Genomic DNA, 16,884 nt, shown 5'->3' with positions numbered 1-16,884 from the left:
ATCAACCTCCACCACTAAGATTGTCCATCGGGTGCCAAAGCCAGCCGTATCGTCCATTCCACGGCGCCATTGGCCGCGCCGCGCACTTCCAACACTTCCGGACGGGACCAAGGCGCCGCCTGCCCGAGCGCCAGCAGCAATGCCGCGACCTTGTCCTGCGATGCAGCCTGCCCCTGCAAGCGCACCATCGCTGTTTCCTGGCGCACACTGTGCAAGGAAACGCCGGCCGGCATCGCCCGGGCCAGCGCGTCCAGCATGCGCACCCAGGCATTGCGTTGCTCTTGCAAACTGGCAATGGCTTGCTGGCGCAGCAGCAGCGCCGCCGTCTCACCCTGCACCCGCCGGCCAGCGACAAGCATGGCATCGACTTGTTGCATGGCACTGCGCCAGCTCTCCTGGCGGCCCAGTTGCGCGTCGAGCTGCTGGCGCAGCCAGGCGCCTGCCGCCAACGCCAGCAGCAATCCCAGCAGCGCCCCGCCCGCCAGTTGCCACAGCAGCAGCTGAATGCGCCTGCGCCGTGCCGCGGGGCGATACGGCAACAAGTTGATGCGCTGCATGGGCGCCCGGCCCGTCATCGGGCGTACCGGTGCAAGGCCAGGCCCCAGGCCAGCTGGTAGGCCACGCCACCGTCGGGCAAGGCTTGCCAGCCACCTTGGGCGAGCGCCGCCTGCAAGGCCAGCGCCTCGCTATCCATGACGACGGCCAGCAAGCCCGCCGCCCTGGTCGCATCGAGACGGCGCTGCACGCTGGCCCGCCGCGCCGCCACCAGCAGCACGTCGACTTCCTTGCCTGTCGTGCCGGGCAGCGGCGGCGCGGGGCCGAGAATGAAAAAATCCAGGCTGGCGTCTTCCAGCGCGAACGGCATGTATTGCCCCGCTTCCAGTTCCACGAGGATTTCCAGCTGCTCTTCCGGCAATCCGGCGGGCAAGCGGATCGCATGCGTGATTAGGGCCGTGGCCGGCATGGCCAGCGCCACCCGCGTGCAGGTGCTGCCACTGTCGCGATGAGCCTGGCGCAGGGCATCGGCCAGGCCCTGCATGTCCTCGACATTGCCCTCCAGTAGCACGCCGGGCGCCAGCGCGGCGGCGCCGCAATGCCGGCACGACAGTTTTCCACGCCGGCGCCGCAACTCGACCACGCGCACGGCATCGTCCGCGATGTCGACGCCCAGCAAGCCGATGCCAAGAAAATTGCTGATGGATATGTTTTTCATGGAGAAACGTCAGCGTGGGAGGGATTCCTGCCATCCGAAAGCCTAGTCCCGGCAGCGCTGGCTTGTAAATGGATTTCACGCCGGCGTCTGCTGCGCGCGGCGCCTATCTGGCCGGGCCGTGATCTGGCGCAGAATAATTGTTACCAAATCCTGGTTGCCAGCGAGCCAATACACGCTTATATAGAGTATCGGCAAGTTTCGACTGTCCCCCAGGCAAGCGCCACGGCGCGCTGCCACCCCGGCAAGCTCGCTTATAATTGGCCGGCATAATTAACCGAAAGACATACGACGCATGACATCTTCAAAATCCGCTGGCCCCGCTGGCTCGAAGCCGCCCACCAAGGGCAGCAAACCCAAACGTTTCCTGCTGATGGCCCTGGCATCGCTGCTGGGCCTGGGCATCGTCGGCGTCTTGCTGGTGGTCTTTGGCCTGGCCATGGCCTATCCGAACCTGCCGGCGCTCGATACCTTGACCGATTACAAGCCCAAGATGCCGCTGCGCGTGTTCACGTCCGACAGCGTGCTGATCGGCGAGTTCGGCGAAGAGCGCCGCAACATGGTGCACATCAAGGATATTCCCGATGTCATGAAGAAAGCCGTGCTGGCCATCGAAGATGACCGCTTCTATGAACATGGCGGCGTCGATTACCTGGGCATCACGCGCGCGGCCCTGCACAACCTGACGGGCGGCGCCAAGCAAGGCGCCTCGACCATCACGCAGCAGGTGGCGCGCAATTTCTTCCTGTCCAGCGAACAGACCTTGAAACGCAAGGCGTATGAAGTCTTGCTGGCCTGGAAGATCGAAAAGAATCTCAGCAAGGACCAGATCCTCGAAGTGTATATGAACCAGATTTATCTGGGACAGCGCGCCTACGGCTTCGCCTCGGCCGCGCAAATCTATTTCGGCAAGAACATCCAGGACCTGACCGTGGCCGAAGCGGCCATGCTGGCTGGCTTGCCGAAGGCGCCGTCGGCCTACAATCCCGTCGTCAATCCGAAACGCGCGCGCATGCGCCAGCAATACATCCTGCAGCGCATGGCGCAGCTGGGCTACATCACGCCAGAGCAATACACGGAAGCCAAGAATGAAGAGCTGAAAGTGAAAACCGACAGCAGCGCCTTCGGCGTGCACGCGGAATACGTGTCGGAAATGGCGCGCCAGCTGGTCTACGAGCAATTCAAGGAGGACACGTACACGCGCGGCCTGAACGTCTACACCACCATCACCAAGGCCGACCAGGACGCCGCCTACATCGCCTTGCGCAAGGGCGTGATGGATTACGAGAAACGCCACGGCTACCGCGGCCCGGAAGCGTATATCGAGATTCCGAAAACCAAGGCCGAAGCCGATGACGCGATCGAGACGGAACTGGCCGACCACCCGGACAGCGACGACATCATCGCCGCCATGGTGCTGCAGGCATCGCCCAAATCGCTGCAGGCAGTCACCTCGGCCGGCGAGGAAATCACCATTACCGGCCCCGGCCTGACCTTCGGCGCGGCCTGGCTCTCGGACAAAGCGGCGCCGAACCGCCGCATCAAGCGCGGCGCCGTGATCCGTGTCATGCAGGAAGGCAACGCCTGGGTCTTGACGCAGATGCCGGAAGTGCAATCGGCGTTCGTCTCGGCCAGCACCACGGACGGCGCCATCCGCGCCATGGTGGGCGGCTTCGATTACAACCGCAACAAGTTCAACCACGTCACACAGGCGTGGCGCCAGCCCGGTTCGGCCTTCAAGCCCTTCATCTATTCCGCGTCGCTGGAACGGGGCCTGTCGCCTGCCACCATCATCAACGACGCGCCCATCTCGTTCGACGCGGGCCAGACTGGCGGCCAGGCGTGGGAACCGAAGAACTACGACAGCAAATACGATGGTCCGATGACCATGCGCAAGGGTTTGATGAAATCGAAGAACATGATTTCCATCCGCATCCTGCACAAGATCGGCGCCAAGTATGGCCAGGAATACGCGACGCGCTTCGGCTTTGACGCGGATAAGAACCCGCCGTACCTGACCCTGGCCCTGGGCGCCGGCAACGTGACGCCGCTGCAGATGGCGGGCGCGTACGCCGTGTTCGCCAACGGCGGCTACAAGATCAACCCGTATCTGATCGCCAAGGTGACCGATAGCGATGGCAATGTGTTGTCGCAAGCCAAGCCGGACCTGGCGGGCGAGGAAGCCAACCGGGTCATCGACGAGCGCAATGCCTTCATGATGAACAGCATGCTCAACGACGTCGTGCGCTTCGGCACGGCGAACAAGGCCATGGCCTTGAAACGCCCTGACCTGGCCGGCAAGACGGGTACCACCAACGATTCCATCGATGCGTGGTTCGCCGGCTACCAGGCCAAGCTGGTGGGCATCGCCTGGATCGGCTACGACCAGCCGCGCAACCTGGGCAACCGGGAAACGGGCGGCGGCCTGGCCTTGCCGATCTGGATCAGCTACATGGCGAAAGCCCTGAAGAGCATTCCCGTCGAGGAACGCGCCGTGCCGGAAGGGCTGATCCACGTGGGCGACGAGTATTACTATGCGGAAAATCCACCGGGCACGGGCGTCGGCAGCTTGGAAGGCGCGGCGCGCGGCACGCCGGAGGAAGAAAAAGCGAAAGAAGCCGTCAAGAACGAGTTGTTTTAAGATCGTTTGACGCAAAAAGGGCAGCCTGCAAAGGCTGCCCTTTTTTATTGCGCGCGGCTAAAACAATTACTTCAGGACCACCGTCGCGCCCGCCTGCTCACTGGCCATGGCCGACAGGGCCGCAAACAGTTCCGAGCCGTCGCGCGTGTTGATCCACTCGTCGCCCACGCGCTTGTAGTGGAAACCGCCGGAACGGGCGGCCACCCACATTTCGCGCATGGGGGCCTGGCTGTTGACGATGATTTTCGTGCCGTTGTCGATGAACTCGATTTCCAGCACATTGCCGCTGCGGCTGCATTCGACGTCGAGCACGTCTTCATCGTTCAGCCGGTCCAGCGCCGCCTCGATCTGGGTCAGGGTGGCTTCGGCCAGGGCCAGGAATTCCGATTCGCTCATGCTACACTCCAAAGATCTTAATCAAACCGTGATTCTAATCGTGAAGTCATCCTCAGCGTTTTATATCGGCACCGCCATTGTGGTTTCTAGCATCCTGGCCGGCTGCGGCCAGCCCGGTCCTTTGTACCTGCCCAAGCCGCCAGCGGCCAAGGGTGCACCAGCCAAAGGCCCGGTCGAACCGGCGCCCGTGCCGCCGCCACCGGTGATCGTGCCAGCAACCTAGGTCGAGCGTACCGGGGTGGCAGCCTTGGCCGCCCTGGCGCTCTTCTCCCGCTTGCTCCAGGCGAAATAAACGCGCATTAACAGCAGTAGCGCGACGATGACGCCGAACAGGATCGGTTGCGCGAAATTATGCTTGCCCGCCTTCATCCACCAGAAGTGCAAAATGCCCAGCGGCGCGATGATGTAAATCAGCCGGTGCAGCCACTGCCAGCGCTTGCCCCCCAGGCGTTTCACCATGCCGTTCGTGCTCGTCACGGCCAGCGGAATGAGCAAGACGAAGGCAATAAACCCCACCGTGATGAATGGCCGCTTGAGCACATCCTTCCACATTTCCTGCACATCGAAAAAGTGATCGAACCATAAAAACGTGGTGAAGTGCAGCGCCGCGTAGAAAAACGCGAACAGGCCCAGCATGCGCCGCAGCTTGATCAGCCAGTTCCATTGCGTGAGGCGGCGCAAGGGCGTGACTGCCAGGCTGATACACAGGAAATACAGGGTCCAGTCGCCCGTGCCGCGCGTAATGAATTCCAGCGGCTCCACCAGTTGCCCCGTGTACGTGAGCCAGACCATGCGGGCAAACGGCAGCAGCGCCAGCAAAAAGATCAGGCTTTTCAGCAGCGACAACTGCCTAGCTGTGGGGTTGAGGGCCATGGTCTTTCCTTAAAAGAACTTCTTCAGATCCATGCCCGCGTACAAGGAAGCGACATCGTTGTAGCCGTTGTACATCAGGGTCTTGCGCTTGCGCGTGAGAAAACCGTCTTCGCCGATGCGCCGCTCGGAAGCTTGCGACCAGCGCGGATGATCGACGTTGGGGTTCACATTCGAGTAAAAACCGTATTCGGACGGCGCCGACAGGTTCCAGGATGTGCGCGGCTGTTCCTTGACGAAGCGAATCTTGACGATGGATTTGGCTGACTTGAAACCATATTTCCACGGCAACACCATGCGCACGGGCGCGCCATTCTGGTTTGGCAAGGTTTCGCCATACATGCCCAGGGTCAGCAAGGCCAGCGGATGGTTCGCCTCGTCGATGCGCAAGCCTTCCGTATAGGGCCATTGCAGCACTCTGCTGCCGACACCCGGCATTTGCTTCTTGTCGGCCAGGGTGATGAATTCCACATACTTGGCATTGCCCGTCGGCTCGACCTTCTTGATGATTTCCGAGAAGGAATAACCGACCCACGGGATGACCATCGACCAGCCCTCCACGCAGCGCAGGCGGTAGACGCGCTCTTCCAGCGGCGCCAGCTTCAGCAGCGCGTCAAGATCGAGCGTCATCGGCTTTTTCACTTCGCCTTCGATGCTGACCGTCCACGGCCGCGTGCGCAAGGTGCCCGCGTTTTGCGCCGGGTCGCTCTTGTCCGTGCCGAATTCGTAGAAATTGTTGTAGGTGGTGGCGTCTTTATAGGCCGTCTGCTTTTCCAGCGCCGAATAGGCGGGATTGAGCTTGGCTGCCAGCTTGGGATTGGTGCCTTGCGCGAACGCTTCGCGGCTGGCCATTTCCAGCAAGGCCGCACTGGACATCGAGCCCAGCGCCACTTGCTTGATGAAGCTGCGGCGCGATTCAAACACGGCGCGCGGCGTGATTTCGGAAGAATACGGCAACTCAATGCCGTTGGGACTGCGCTTGATCAACATGGCGGCTCCGGAAAAAGGTTATTGGATATACCTTACACCAGTTTTTCCGGGCCGTTCATGACGCTTCTGTCATGCAAAAATCAATTACAACTTGCCGTAAGAATGTAATCCCGACAGGAACATGTTCACGCCCAGGAAAGCAAACGTCGTCACCAGCAAGCCCACCAGGGCCCACCACGAGGCGACGCGGCCGCGCAAGCCCGTCATCAGGCGCATGTGCAGCCAGGCTGCATAGTTGAGCCAGACGATCAGCGCCCACGTTTCTTTCGGGTCCCACGACCAGTAGCCGCCCCATGCTTCGGCCGCCCACAGGGCGCCCAGGATAGTCGCTACCGTGAAGAAAGCGAAGCCGACGGAAATGGCCTTGTACATGACGTCGTCGAGCACTTCCAGCGATGGCAGGCGGTCGACCAGATAGCCGCTCGACTTGAGCAGATAGGCCGCCGCCACCATGGCCGACAGGGCGAAGGTGCCGTAGCCGATGAAGTTGGCAGGCACGTGGATCTTCATCCACCAGCTTTGCAGGGCCGGCACCAGCGGCTGGATTTCGGCCGCGTCGCGCGTGACCGTGTACCACATCAGGAAGACGACGGCCGCCGAAATGACCAGCATGACGAAGGCGCCCAGCTGGCGCGTCGCGTAGTGCTGCTCGTAATACAGGTAGAACATGGCCGTGATCAGGGAAAACAGGATGAACACTTCATACAGGTTCGACACGGGGATGTGGCCCACGTCGGCGCCGATCAGGTAAGACTCGTACCAGCGCACCAGCATGCCCGTCAGGCCCAGCACGACGCCGGCCCAGCACAGCAGGGAGCCGACGGACGAGCCGAATTCCGAGCGCGCCACCAGGCCGATCCAGTAGAACAGGGTCGACAGCACGAAAAGCGTGCCCATCCACAGGATGGCGGACTGGCTCGACAAGATGTATTTCAGGAAGAATTTCTGGTTCGCCATTTCCAGATGACCCGCGTACAGCTCGATGGCGAACAGCGACAGCACGGCCGCCACGGGGATCAGCCAGCGCACGGGCTTCCAGTACCACCCCAGCCACGCGAACGTGGGCGCCGCGGCCAGCAGGATGGCTTTTTCATAGATATCCATGAAGGCGCCAAAACGCATCAGGCCGAACAGGGATGCGGCCAGCAAGCCGGCGCCATACAGCCAATCGATCAGGCTCAGGCGCTTGAAAAATCCTGGTTCCTGCGTATATATTTGCTTGTTTGCCAATTCCATCATTTTCTCCATTCCCGGCGACGCGCAAGCGTCCCGAAACTCAGCCAATCCAACTCAGCGCAGCTTACGCCGATTGCGGCAGCTTTGCCTTCAAAGTCTCAAATTCTTTTTCGAAATCCAGCGTCTTGCGTTGCGTGCTCATGGCCATCAAGGCTTCGCTGCCGCCCTCGCCATCCTTGATCCACACCCACAGGCGGCGTTCGCGGATATAAAACATGGAAAATACGCCGATCACGAGGAACAAACAACCGAGGTAGACGACGCTCTTGCCTGGCGAACGCGTCACCTGCAGCACGGACGCCTTGATTTCCGTAAAGTCGTCGAGTTGCAGATATACGGGCGCGCCATAGAAGAAGCTGTCGGACAACGCATTCGTGGCCAGTTGCAGGAAGCGGCCGTGCTTGTCATCGGCCTCGATGGCCTTCAAGCCATCCTGGGCGCGCGCCGCCTGCCACAAGTCCCACAGGCTGCCATTCAATATCTTCATGAAGATATCGGCCGCTTTTTCTTGCTCGGCGGCAGGAATTTTCTCCAGAAAACGCGAAATGGCGAGGAAACCGCCCTCTTGCCCATTGCCGGCAAAGATGCCGAGGCTCTTCGCGGCCGATTCCTGCAACTGGCCGCGCAAGGCTTCCGCACCCGCTTGCGGCATGGCGCGCGCCGCATAGCGCGTGGCCGCCTGCTGGCGCAATGCCGGATCTTGCAGCGCGGCACGCAAGCGCATCCATTCGTTCACGCTGTAATTGTCATCGGCGGGGATGCGCAGATAGCTGAACGGGTCGCTGGGGTTGACGCGCATGCCGGCCAGGAACACCGTCGTGCCATCCACGGTGACGGGCTGCATATAGTTCTGGTACTCGCGCGCCTGGCCCGTCTTGTCGCGCAATTTGTATTGCACCGATGGCCCCACGTTCTTGAGGTCCTTGTTATTCGCATTCTTCGCGGCCGAGCCCAGGCGTTTATCGAGGCCGACGGCGAATTTATCGTTGAAACTTTCCGCCTTGCTGACGGCGCGCACATCCTGGCCCGCGCTGAGGTTTTCCACGTTAAACGGGCGGAAACCCGACCATTCCACCGTGTAGGAATTGCCATCGCTGCGTTCGAGCGGCGTGCTGCTGCCCACTTCGCCGCCGATATCGAAGCGTTTCGTCGTCTTGCCCGTCATGGGAAAGCCGGTCAACTTGAGCTTGCTGCCGCCATCCTCAAAGCTGGACTGGTACAGGGCCAGGCCCTTGTACAACAGCGGCTGGTTGACTTTGATGGTGGCAGGAAAACTTTCTCCCGTCACATGATCGGTGATGACGACATCGCTGGCAAACAGCTTCGGCATGCCGGTGCTGTAGAAATCGATGTGGAATTTTTTTAGCAGGATGGTGATGGGCAAGTCCTGGATCAGCACGCCATCGGCCTGGGGAATGATGGCCGTGTTGCTCGATGAGCCTTCCGGAATCATGGTGTTGCCGCGGAAAGTAGGGTTCGACAGGCTCAGGCGGTGCTGGGCAGGAATATCGGCGATCACGCCGCTGCCGGAGAACGGCGTCTTGCCAAAGAACCATTGCTGTACGCGGATCGGCATTTCCGAATCGAGCAAACCGCCCACGCAAATGATGACGATGGCGCCGTGGGCAAAAATATAGCCCCATTTATTGGCCGCGCCCCGCTTGGCCGCGACCAGGGTGGCGTTGTCCTTCTCGACCACCTTGGCCCCGTAGCCGGCGTCTTTCAGGCGCATCACCATCTGCTGCGCCAGCACGGCGCGCGGCAGCGGCGCCTGCCATTCCAGCTTGTGGTGGAAATTGCGCAGCGATTGCTCGCGTACGGTTTCGCGCCAACTGCGCATGTCCTTGAGCATCTTCGGCGCATTGCGCACGATGCACAGCGAGGTCGAGGCGACGAGAAAGCCCATGATGACGAGGAACCACCAGGCCGAATACACGGAATACAGGCTCAGCTTGTCGAAAACGGTGAACCAGAACGGGCCGAACTGGTTGACATAATTGGGCATGGGCTCGTTTTGCTTGAGCACGGTGCCGATGATGGACGCGACGGCGATCAGGGTCAGCAGGCTGATGGCAAAGCGCATCGACGAGACCAGCTCGACGAATTCAGCCAGGCTGCGGCGTTGGGTCTTTAACTCGATTCCGGTCGTGCCTGTGCTCATACGTGGATACTCATACGGGATATGCAATCTTCAAGAAAATGTAGGCATGGAGCAGAGTGTTTCTCCGCGCAAGGCGGCAGCATACTCCTGTTTGGCCCCTGCCATGAAAAAGGGCAGCCCGTTGACACGGCCGCCCTTGTTCACGCGCACTGATGCGCCTGGCAATCGCTTGCCACTATGAAAACTTACTTCAGGCCGGCGATATAGTCGGCCACGGCAGCGATCTCGTCATCCGACATGCGGGCGGCGATGGTGTGCATTTCAGCGCTGTTCTTGCGGGCATCAGCCTTGGTGCTGCGGAACATCGTCAGCTGGGCCACCGTGTAATCCTGGTGCTGGCCGGCGATGCGCGGATACTGGACGGGAATGCCATTGCCCGTCGCGCCATGACAGCTGGCGCAGGCGGCAACTTGCTTGGAAGCAATGCCACCACGGTAGATTTTCTTGCCCAGGTCGATCGTATCCTTGTTTTTCGCGGCGCCCGGCTTGGACAGCTGCGTGCCCAGGTAGGCGGCGATATTCTTCTTGTCGGCGTCGCTGAGCATCTTCGCGTACGTCGTCATGACGGGCTGGTTGCGCTGCGGCGTGGTGAAATCGACCAGTTGCTTGTAAATATAGCTTTCGTGCTGGCCGGCCAGCTTCGGATTGACCGTGATGGTCGAATTGCCGGCCGCGCCATGGCAGGAGACGCAGGCAGGCAAGCCGCGCGCCGCATCGCCATCGGCGTACAGGGCAGCGCCCTTGGCAGCGTCGGCCTTGACAGCCGGTTTCGGTGCTTCGACCGCGGAGGCAGTTGCCGATACAGCCAGCAAAGCGAGCAGCATGGATTTGAACAACGGTGAAAACGCACGATTCATTCAGGCACCCTGAGACAGTGAGAAATTAGTGGTGGACATTGCCGCGCCCTGTGGATTTTTGCTTTATTTTCAGGGCCGCAAGCCGCATCGCTGCTACGCCGGCAACAATAAACAACCCCTTATTGTACAATAGCTTCTTGGCGTTATCGCTCCCTTATCGCTCCCTTTTGTTGCTTTACTATTCCCATGTCAAAACTCTGGCAAGCCCGCTTCTTTACGACCGTCAACCAATTGCGTGACCTGCCCGATACCACGGTGCCGGAAATCGCCTTTGCCGGCCGCTCCAATGCCGGTAAATCGACCGCCATCAACATCTTGTGTAATCAGAAAGGCTTGGCGTTCGCCTCCAAGACACCTGGCCGTACCCAGCACATCAACTACTTCTCCATCGGCGGCGCTCACGTGGCGCAGCACCGCAAGGATGCCACCATCGTCGAAGAGATCGAATGCCTGCTGGTCGACTTGCCGGGTTATGGCTACGCGGAAGTATCGGGCTCGGCCAAATTGCACTGGCAGCGCCTGCTGGGTGACTACGTGCAACGCCGCGAGCAATTGGCCGGTTTGATCCTGATCATGGATTCGCGCCGCCCGTTCACCGACCTGGACATTCAAATGCTGGAATGGTTCGCCCCGACGGGCAAACCGATCCACTGCATTCTGACCAAGGTCGATAAGCTGAACCGCAATGAATCCGTGAACGCCTTGCGCCAGGCGAAAGCCAAGCTCGACAGCTATGTGGATGAAGACGGCATCGGCTTCCCGTTCACCGTGCAACTGTTCTCGGCTCTGAAGCGCGTCGGCATCGACGAAGCCAACGACAAGATCATGGAACTGGCCGGCATCAGCGAAGATGGCGCGGCCCAGATGGTCGAACTGATCGAGATGGAAGACGACGTCGAACCGGAAGCCGGAACCGACAAACCGGCTTGATCGAAATCAACGCTGCGTAAAAAAGGCTGCCCGTTCACACGGTGCAGCCTTTTTTTATGGCAGCGCGTCCTCGCGCCTAGCGCCGTCCCGGCCCTGGCCGCTTTTCGGAAAAGAATTCCTGGCGCAGGAAGGCCATCAGCTCGGCCGTGTCTTCCACGCGGGCGCTGAGATTGACGTTGCGTCCCAGGCGCCGCGATTCCCAGACGAAATCACCAGGCTTTTCAGCACGGATCAGCTGGATCATCTTTTTCACGATGGCCGTTTCGATATCGGGCTCATTGCCCAGCTCGACTTTTTCCTGCTTCAGCCAGTTGCGCTTGAAGTTGCCATTCCAGCCCTTGAACTTGACTTCCGCGCTGAACGAAGTCTGGTTGACGATGGAAAACACGCCGCCCGAATCCTCGCGGTCGCTGCCGGAATTGCGCCCCTGGGCGCCGGCGATATTCGCCTTGGCCACGCGCATGGCGCGGTCGTTTTCGCTTTCCTCGGCCGGCGGCGCGGGATTTTGCGCCTGGCGCTGTTTGCGGCGCTGCTCGATCATCGAGCTCATGTCTTCAGCGGGCGGCGGCGGCAACGGCACTTTCGACACCAGCGGCGGCGTAAACGTTTCCAGTTTCGGCTTGTCGCGCGGCACGTCTTTCGTCACCACGCGCTTGCTCGGCGCCGGCGGCGGTTTCACCTTGGCCACTTTCGTGTCCTTCGGTTTCGGCGTGGGTTTCGGTTGCGGCTTCGGCTGCGGCTTGTCTTTCAGCGGCGCGATGTAGACCATCGCGCTTTCCTTCTTCGGCGGCGGGATCTTTTCGATCGTGTCGCTGCGCAACAGGACATACGCCGCCAGCAGCACGTGCAGCAAGACGGACACGCCGAGCGCCACCTTGCGCATGGTGCTGGTCCTGGACCCGTAGGCCGGTGGCGGCTGGATCACTTGCCCGCAGGTGGGGCAAACATCGGAATCGGCAGCCATCAAATGGGTCGTGTCATGCAAAATGAATCGTGCTTTCTGTGTAGCGAAGAAATAACATTACAGGGCAGCCATAGTGCCAGAGTCCCTAGCCTTTGGGAACACTTCCTCGGCATTTCCAACCCGAAGCGTACAGGATAGCGACATTCCTTGCAGCGGTATCAGCGTACCCGAGCCATGCCTTGACGGTTGTTACCGTATGTATCACGGCCCATACAAAACCGGCGCCGCATTCACTGAGGAACGGGGCGCCGGTGGTGGCCGTGTGGCGGCTCAGGACTTGTTGTCGAGCGCCACCAATTGCTCGTCCGTCAACGGCCCCGTGCCGCTGTACTTGTCGAGGAACAGATAGATGACGGGGGTGATGAACAGGGTAATCACTTGCGAAAACAGCAAGCCGCCGACCACGGCCAGACCCAGCGGCTGGCGCAATTCCGCGCCGGCGCCCAGGCCCAGGGCGATCGGCAAGGCGCCCATCAGGGCCGCCGCCGTCGTCATCATGATGGGACGGAAACGCAGGATGCACGCCTGGCGGATGGCCTCGGCCGGCGCCAGGCCGTCGTTGCGCTGCGCATGCAGGGCGAAGTCGATCATCATGATGGCGTTTTTCTTGACGATGCCGATCAGCATCAGGATACCGATGATGGCGATCATGGTCAGGTCCATGCCGAACAGGCGCAAGGTCAGCAGCGCGCCCACGGCCGCCGACGGCAAGCCGGCCAGGATGGTCAGCGGGTGGATATAGCTTTCATACAGCACGCCAAGCAGCACATAGATCACGGCCAGCGCGGCAATGATGAGAATGATCTGGCTAGCTTGCGAGCTCTGGAACACGGCCGCGTCGCCGCCATAGCGCGTGATGATGGAGGCCGGCAAGCTCATGTCCTTGGCCATCGCGTCGATCTTGCCCGTGGCAATGCCCAGCGGCACGTCCGGCGCCAGGTTGAAGGCGATGGTGACGGCCTGCAACTGCCCCTGGTGATTGACGGACGTGGGGCCGATCGTGCGTTCCACGTAGGCAATACTCGACAGTTTCACCAGCTCGCCCGTCTTGCTGCGCACGGACACGCGCGTGAGCGCATCGTCATACTGGCGGTCGGCCGTGGCCGCTTCCAGGATCACGTAATAGCTGGCCGCCGACGAATAAATGGTCGACACTTGCCGCTCGCCAAAGGCGCTGTACAGGGCCGTGCGGATGTCGGACATTTGCACGCCCAGCAGGTTGGCCTTGTCGCGATCGATCCGGAGCGATGCCTGCAAGCCCTTGATCTGCGAATCGCTGGTAACGTCGCGGAAGGCGGGATCCGTGCGCATGCCGGCAATAAACTTTTCCGCCCAATCATTCAATGCGTCGGGACTGACGCTTTGCAAGGTGTACTGGTAACGGCTCTTGCTCTGGCGTCCGCCCAGCTGCAAGTTTTGCACGGGCCGGAAATACACGGCCATGCCGGGCACGGTGCCCGCCGCGCGGCGCAGGTTTTCCAGCACCACAGGCATTTTCGGCCGCTCGCTGCGCGGTTTCAAGACCATGAACATGCGGCCCGTGTTGCCACCGCCGACGAACGAGGTCACATCCTGCACGCTCGGGTCCGCCTTGAGCACGGCCGCCACGCGCGCCTGCAAATCCTGCAGTGCCGCAGATGAGATGTCTTCCGACGCTTCCGTATTCACCTGGATCTGGCCCAGGTCTTCCTCGGGGAAGAACCCTTTCGGAATGGTCGCGTACAGCAGCACCGTCAGCGCGAAAGTGCACACGGCAACAAACAGCACCACATTGCGGTGCGCCAGGGCCTTGTCGAGCAAATGCACGTAGCCGTTGCGCAATGCCGTGAAACCGGCCTCGAAATGGCGGCCGATAAAGGTTTTTTCGCCATGACTGGGGTCGCTGTCATTGTGCTCGCGCGAGTCGGCCGGCAGGAAGCGGCTGGCCAGCATCGGCACCAGGGTCAGCGACACGACGGCGGACACCAGCACGGCCAGCGAGACGACAACGGCGAACTCATGGAACAGCAAGCCGATCACGCCCGGCATGAAGAAGATGGGGATGAACACGGCCACCAGCGAGACGGAAATCGAGATGATGGTAAAGCCCATCTCTTTCGCCCCTTCCAGGGCCGCGCGTATCGGCTTCTTGCCCATCTCGATATGGCGCACGATGTTTTCCAGCACCACGATGGCATCGTCGACGACGAGGCCCACGGCCAGGGTTATGCCCAGCAGGGAAACGTTGTCGAGGCTGTAGCCAAGCCAGTACAGCAGGGCCAGAGCACCGAGCAGCGAGATCGGCATGGTAACGGCGGGAATGAAGGTGGCGGCCGCGCGGTGCAGGAACAAAAAGATTACCAGCACCACCAGCACCACCGTCAGGGCCAGGGTCAGATTCACGTCGTGGATGGCTTCGCGGATCGACAGCGAACGGTCGTTGACCAGGCTGATCTGTATCGATTGCGGCAATTGCTCCTTGAAGCCTGGCAACAAACGACGCACGCCATCGACCACTTGCACGGTGTTGGCGTCCGGCTGACGCTGCACCATCAGGCTGATCGAGCGCTCGCCATTGAAACTGCCGACGGCCTTGATCGATTGAAAGCTGTCTTCCACCTCGGCCACGTCTTTCAGGCGCACGGGCTGGCCGTTGCGGCTGGCGACGATGAGTTCGGCAAAATCGGCCGCCTTCATCATTTGCGGATTGCCCTGGATGGTCAGGGTCTGGCTGGGGCCGTCAAGGATGCCCAGCGGGGAATTCGTATTCGAGGTGCGCAAGGCAATGGCCAGCTCGTCCATCGTCAAATTGCGCGCATTCATCAGGTCGGCACGGGCACGCACGCGCACGGCAAAGCGCTTCTGGCCATTCACGATAACCTGGGCCACGCCAGGCAAGGTCGACAGGCTGGGCGCGATCAGATTTTCCGCATAATCGTTAAGATCCGACAAGTTCAGCGAAGGCGACGTCATCTGGATGAACAGCACGGGTGCATCGGCCGGATTGACCTTGCGGTAGGACGGCAAGTCGGTCATTTCCGTCGGCAACTGGCGCTGCGCGCGCAGCAGGGCCGCCTGCACGTCGACGGCCGCCTCGTTGACGTTGATGCTGGCGTCAAATTCCAGGGTCAGCGAAGTATTGCCCAAGGTACTCGTGGACGTGATCAGGCTGAGGCCGGAAATGGTGGAAAACTGTTTTTCCAGCGGCAAGGCCACGGACGAGGCCATGGTTTCCGGGCTGGCGCCGGCCAGGTCGGCGCTGACGTTGATGACGGGCGTGTTGTAGCTCGGCAAGGCCGCCACGGGAATTTGCAGGTAGGCCAGCACGCCGGCCAGGATGATGGAGAGGGACAGCAGCAGCACCATGACGGGGCGGCGGATGCTCAGTTCGGACAGGTTCATGCTGGCTTGCCCTGCGCTGCGGCGGCGCCATCGGCTGCCTTGTGTTTTTCCACCAGGCGCACCTTGCTACCCGGACGCAAGTTCTGCTTGCCATCGACGATGACTTTTTCATCGCCCGCCAGGCCGGTGACGACGGCATTCGGCCCGAATGCATACACGCGGGCAATCTTTCGCATCTTGGCCGTATTGTCCGCTTCCATCGAGTACACGAAGGTGCCGGCGGTACTCGTGATGATGGCGTTTTGCGGGATCACCAGCGCCTCCTTGAGGGTGCGCACGGTCAGCTGCGTATTGACGTACTGGCCTGGCCACAAATCGGTGCCGCCATTATTGAAACGGGCCTTGATCCTGATCACGCCCGTGGCGGGATCGACGGCATTGTCGATGAAGTTCAGTTTGCCATCGAGCTGCTTGCCGCCCGCGTCCGACAACAGCGCCGTGACGGGCACCTCGCCCGCCTTTTGCGCCGCCAGCAAGCCCGACAGGCTGCTTTCCGGCAAGGTGAAGACCACGTCGATCGGGTCGAGCTGGGTGATGCTGGTCAGCGATGTGGTCGGCTGCACCAGGCTGCCCGCATAGACATTGATGGCGCCCACCCGGCCGCTCTGCGGGGCGCGCAGGACGGTGTAGCTGGAGTCGACCTGGGCGGCGCGCAAGGCGGCCTGGTCGGCGGCCAGCAAGGCGCGTGCCGCGTCGAGCTGGCTTTGCAGGGTATCGACGGCGCCCTGGGCGATGAAATTTTTGCTCAGCAAATCCTGGTTGCGCTTGAGCTGGCGCTCGAAGTCCTGTACCGAGGCACGGTCGCGCAAGACCTGCGCCTGCGCCTTGTCGACATTCGCGTGCTCGCTGCGCGCGTCCAGGGTGAACATCAGCTCGCCCTGCCTGACGAACTGGCCTTCGCGGATATGCACCTTGGTAATCGTGCTGGTCGTCTGCGGGTGCAAATCGACGCTGCTGATCGGCATCACGCTGCCATTGGCTTGCAGCACCATCGGCACATCCTGGCGTACCGGAGTGACCACGCTCACCGTCGTCGGCGCCTGCCCGCCCTTGCCCCCTTTGCCATCCTGCCCACCGGCCACCTTGCCTGGCTGATGGTTGAAATACCAGATGCCGCCACCGATACACAGGGCCGCACCCACGAGGATTGCCAGACTAGTCTTTTTCATTGTTCTGTCACGCTGTTGCAGCGCAGGGCCGCAGGTTGAATGTAGTTGCCAGGGGGCATAAAGCACAATATTGTCGCAT

General features: G+C 61.0%; 14 protein-coding genes. 3 read left to right on the top strand and 11 right to left on the bottom strand.

Annotated features, from left to right (window positions below; genetic code table 11):
• Positions 1-14: 14 nt before the first annotated feature.
• Together HWE17_RS02485 and pilM are read right to left on the bottom strand one after the other, a co-directional pair.
• Complete coding sequence (locus tag HWE17_RS02485) at positions 15-557, bottom strand: PilN domain-containing protein (protein ID WP_176387693.1); 543 nt, start codon at positions 555-557, stop codon at positions 15-17.
• Positions 558-571: 14 nt separating this feature from the next.
• A complete protein-coding gene (pilM, locus tag HWE17_RS02480) occupies positions 572-1,213 on the bottom strand; it encodes a pilus assembly protein PilM (protein WP_176387692.1) in 642 nt (213 codons plus the stop codon).
• Positions 1,214-1,505: 292 nt separating this feature from the next.
• On the opposite strand from pilM, the gene HWE17_RS02475 reads away from it, so the two are divergent.
• The gene (locus HWE17_RS02475) at positions 1,506-3,851 is read left to right on the top strand and encodes a penicillin-binding protein 1A (protein WP_035824043.1); all 2,346 of its coding nucleotides are present in this window, start codon (positions 1,506-1,508) and stop codon (positions 3,849-3,851) included.
• A gap of 66 nt (positions 3,852-3,917) precedes the next feature.
• On the opposite strand, the gene cyaY is transcribed toward HWE17_RS02475, so the two are convergent.
• Positions 3,918-4,247: an iron donor protein CyaY gene (cyaY, locus tag HWE17_RS02470; protein ID WP_176387691.1), complete on the bottom strand. Its 330-nt coding sequence runs from the start codon at positions 4,245-4,247 to the stop codon at positions 3,918-3,920.
• A 40-nt stretch (positions 4,248-4,287) separates the two neighbouring features.
• Between cyaY and HWE17_RS02465 the strand changes: the two genes are divergently transcribed.
• Entirely contained in the window at positions 4,288-4,470 is a 183-nt protein-coding gene (locus HWE17_RS02465; protein ID WP_092718293.1) for a lipoprotein, read from the top strand.
• On the opposite strand, the gene HWE17_RS02460 is transcribed toward HWE17_RS02465, so the two are convergent.
• The 5 genes from HWE17_RS02460 to HWE17_RS02440 all read right to left on the bottom strand — a co-directional run bounded on the left by HWE17_RS02460 (position 4,467) and on the right by HWE17_RS02440 (position 10,361).
• Complete coding sequence (locus HWE17_RS02460; RefSeq protein WP_176387690.1) at positions 4,467-5,120, bottom strand: sulfite oxidase heme-binding subunit YedZ; 654 nt, start codon at positions 5,118-5,120, stop codon at positions 4,467-4,469. The genes HWE17_RS02465 and HWE17_RS02460 overlap by 4 nt on opposite strands.
• A 9-nt stretch (positions 5,121-5,129) precedes the next feature.
• Positions 5,130-6,107, bottom strand: a complete 978-nt coding sequence (msrP, locus tag HWE17_RS02455; protein ID WP_176387689.1) for a protein-methionine-sulfoxide reductase catalytic subunit MsrP — start codon at positions 6,105-6,107, stop codon at positions 5,130-5,132.
• An 84-nt stretch (positions 6,108-6,191) separates the two neighbouring features.
• Positions 6,192-7,343, bottom strand: a complete 1,152-nt coding sequence (gene ccsB, locus HWE17_RS02450) for a c-type cytochrome biogenesis protein CcsB (RefSeq protein ID WP_034753239.1) — start codon at positions 7,341-7,343, stop codon at positions 6,192-6,194.
• 64 nt (positions 7,344-7,407) lie between these two features.
• Positions 7,408-9,504 carry a cytochrome c biogenesis protein ResB gene (locus HWE17_RS02445; RefSeq protein WP_099401296.1) on the bottom strand — a complete coding sequence of 699 codons (2,097 nt, stop codon included), beginning with the start codon at positions 9,502-9,504 and terminating at the stop codon, positions 7,408-7,410.
• Between the two features lie 185 nt (positions 9,505-9,689).
• Positions 9,690-10,361, bottom strand: a complete 672-nt coding sequence (locus tag HWE17_RS02440; RefSeq protein WP_176387688.1) for a cytochrome c — start codon at positions 10,359-10,361, stop codon at positions 9,690-9,692.
• A gap of 186 nt (positions 10,362-10,547) precedes the next feature.
• On the opposite strand from HWE17_RS02440, the gene yihA reads away from it, so the two are divergent.
• Positions 10,548-11,291 carry a ribosome biogenesis GTP-binding protein YihA/YsxC gene (gene yihA, locus HWE17_RS02435; protein WP_176387687.1) on the top strand — a complete coding sequence of 248 codons (744 nt, stop codon included), beginning with the start codon at positions 10,548-10,550 and terminating at the stop codon, positions 11,289-11,291.
• Between the two features lie 76 nt (positions 11,292-11,367).
• Here the strand turns inward: yihA and HWE17_RS02430 are convergent, their stop codons facing one another.
• From HWE17_RS02430 to HWE17_RS02420, 3 genes are all read right to left on the bottom strand, one after another.
• Positions 11,368-12,255, bottom strand: coding sequence for a hypothetical protein (locus tag HWE17_RS02430; protein WP_235211781.1), 888 nt, complete (start codon positions 12,253-12,255; stop codon positions 11,368-11,370).
• Between the two features lie 270 nt (positions 12,256-12,525).
• Entirely contained in the window at positions 12,526-15,636 is a 3,111-nt protein-coding gene (locus HWE17_RS02425) for an efflux RND transporter permease subunit (RefSeq protein ID WP_176387686.1), read from the bottom strand.
• A complete protein-coding gene (locus tag HWE17_RS02420; RefSeq protein WP_176387685.1) occupies positions 15,633-16,805 on the bottom strand; it encodes an efflux RND transporter periplasmic adaptor subunit in 1,173 nt (390 codons plus the stop codon). The genes HWE17_RS02425 and HWE17_RS02420 overlap by 4 nt, the downstream gene beginning before the upstream one ends.
• Between the last annotated feature and the right edge of the window lie 79 nt (positions 16,806-16,884).

Origin of the sequence: Janthinobacterium sp. BJB401 (assembly GCF_013372745.1) — a bacterium.
GTDB lineage: Bacteria > Pseudomonadota > Gammaproteobacteria > Burkholderiales > Burkholderiaceae_D > Janthinobacterium > Janthinobacterium rivuli.
This window is presented reverse-complemented; position numbering and strand designations above follow the sequence as displayed.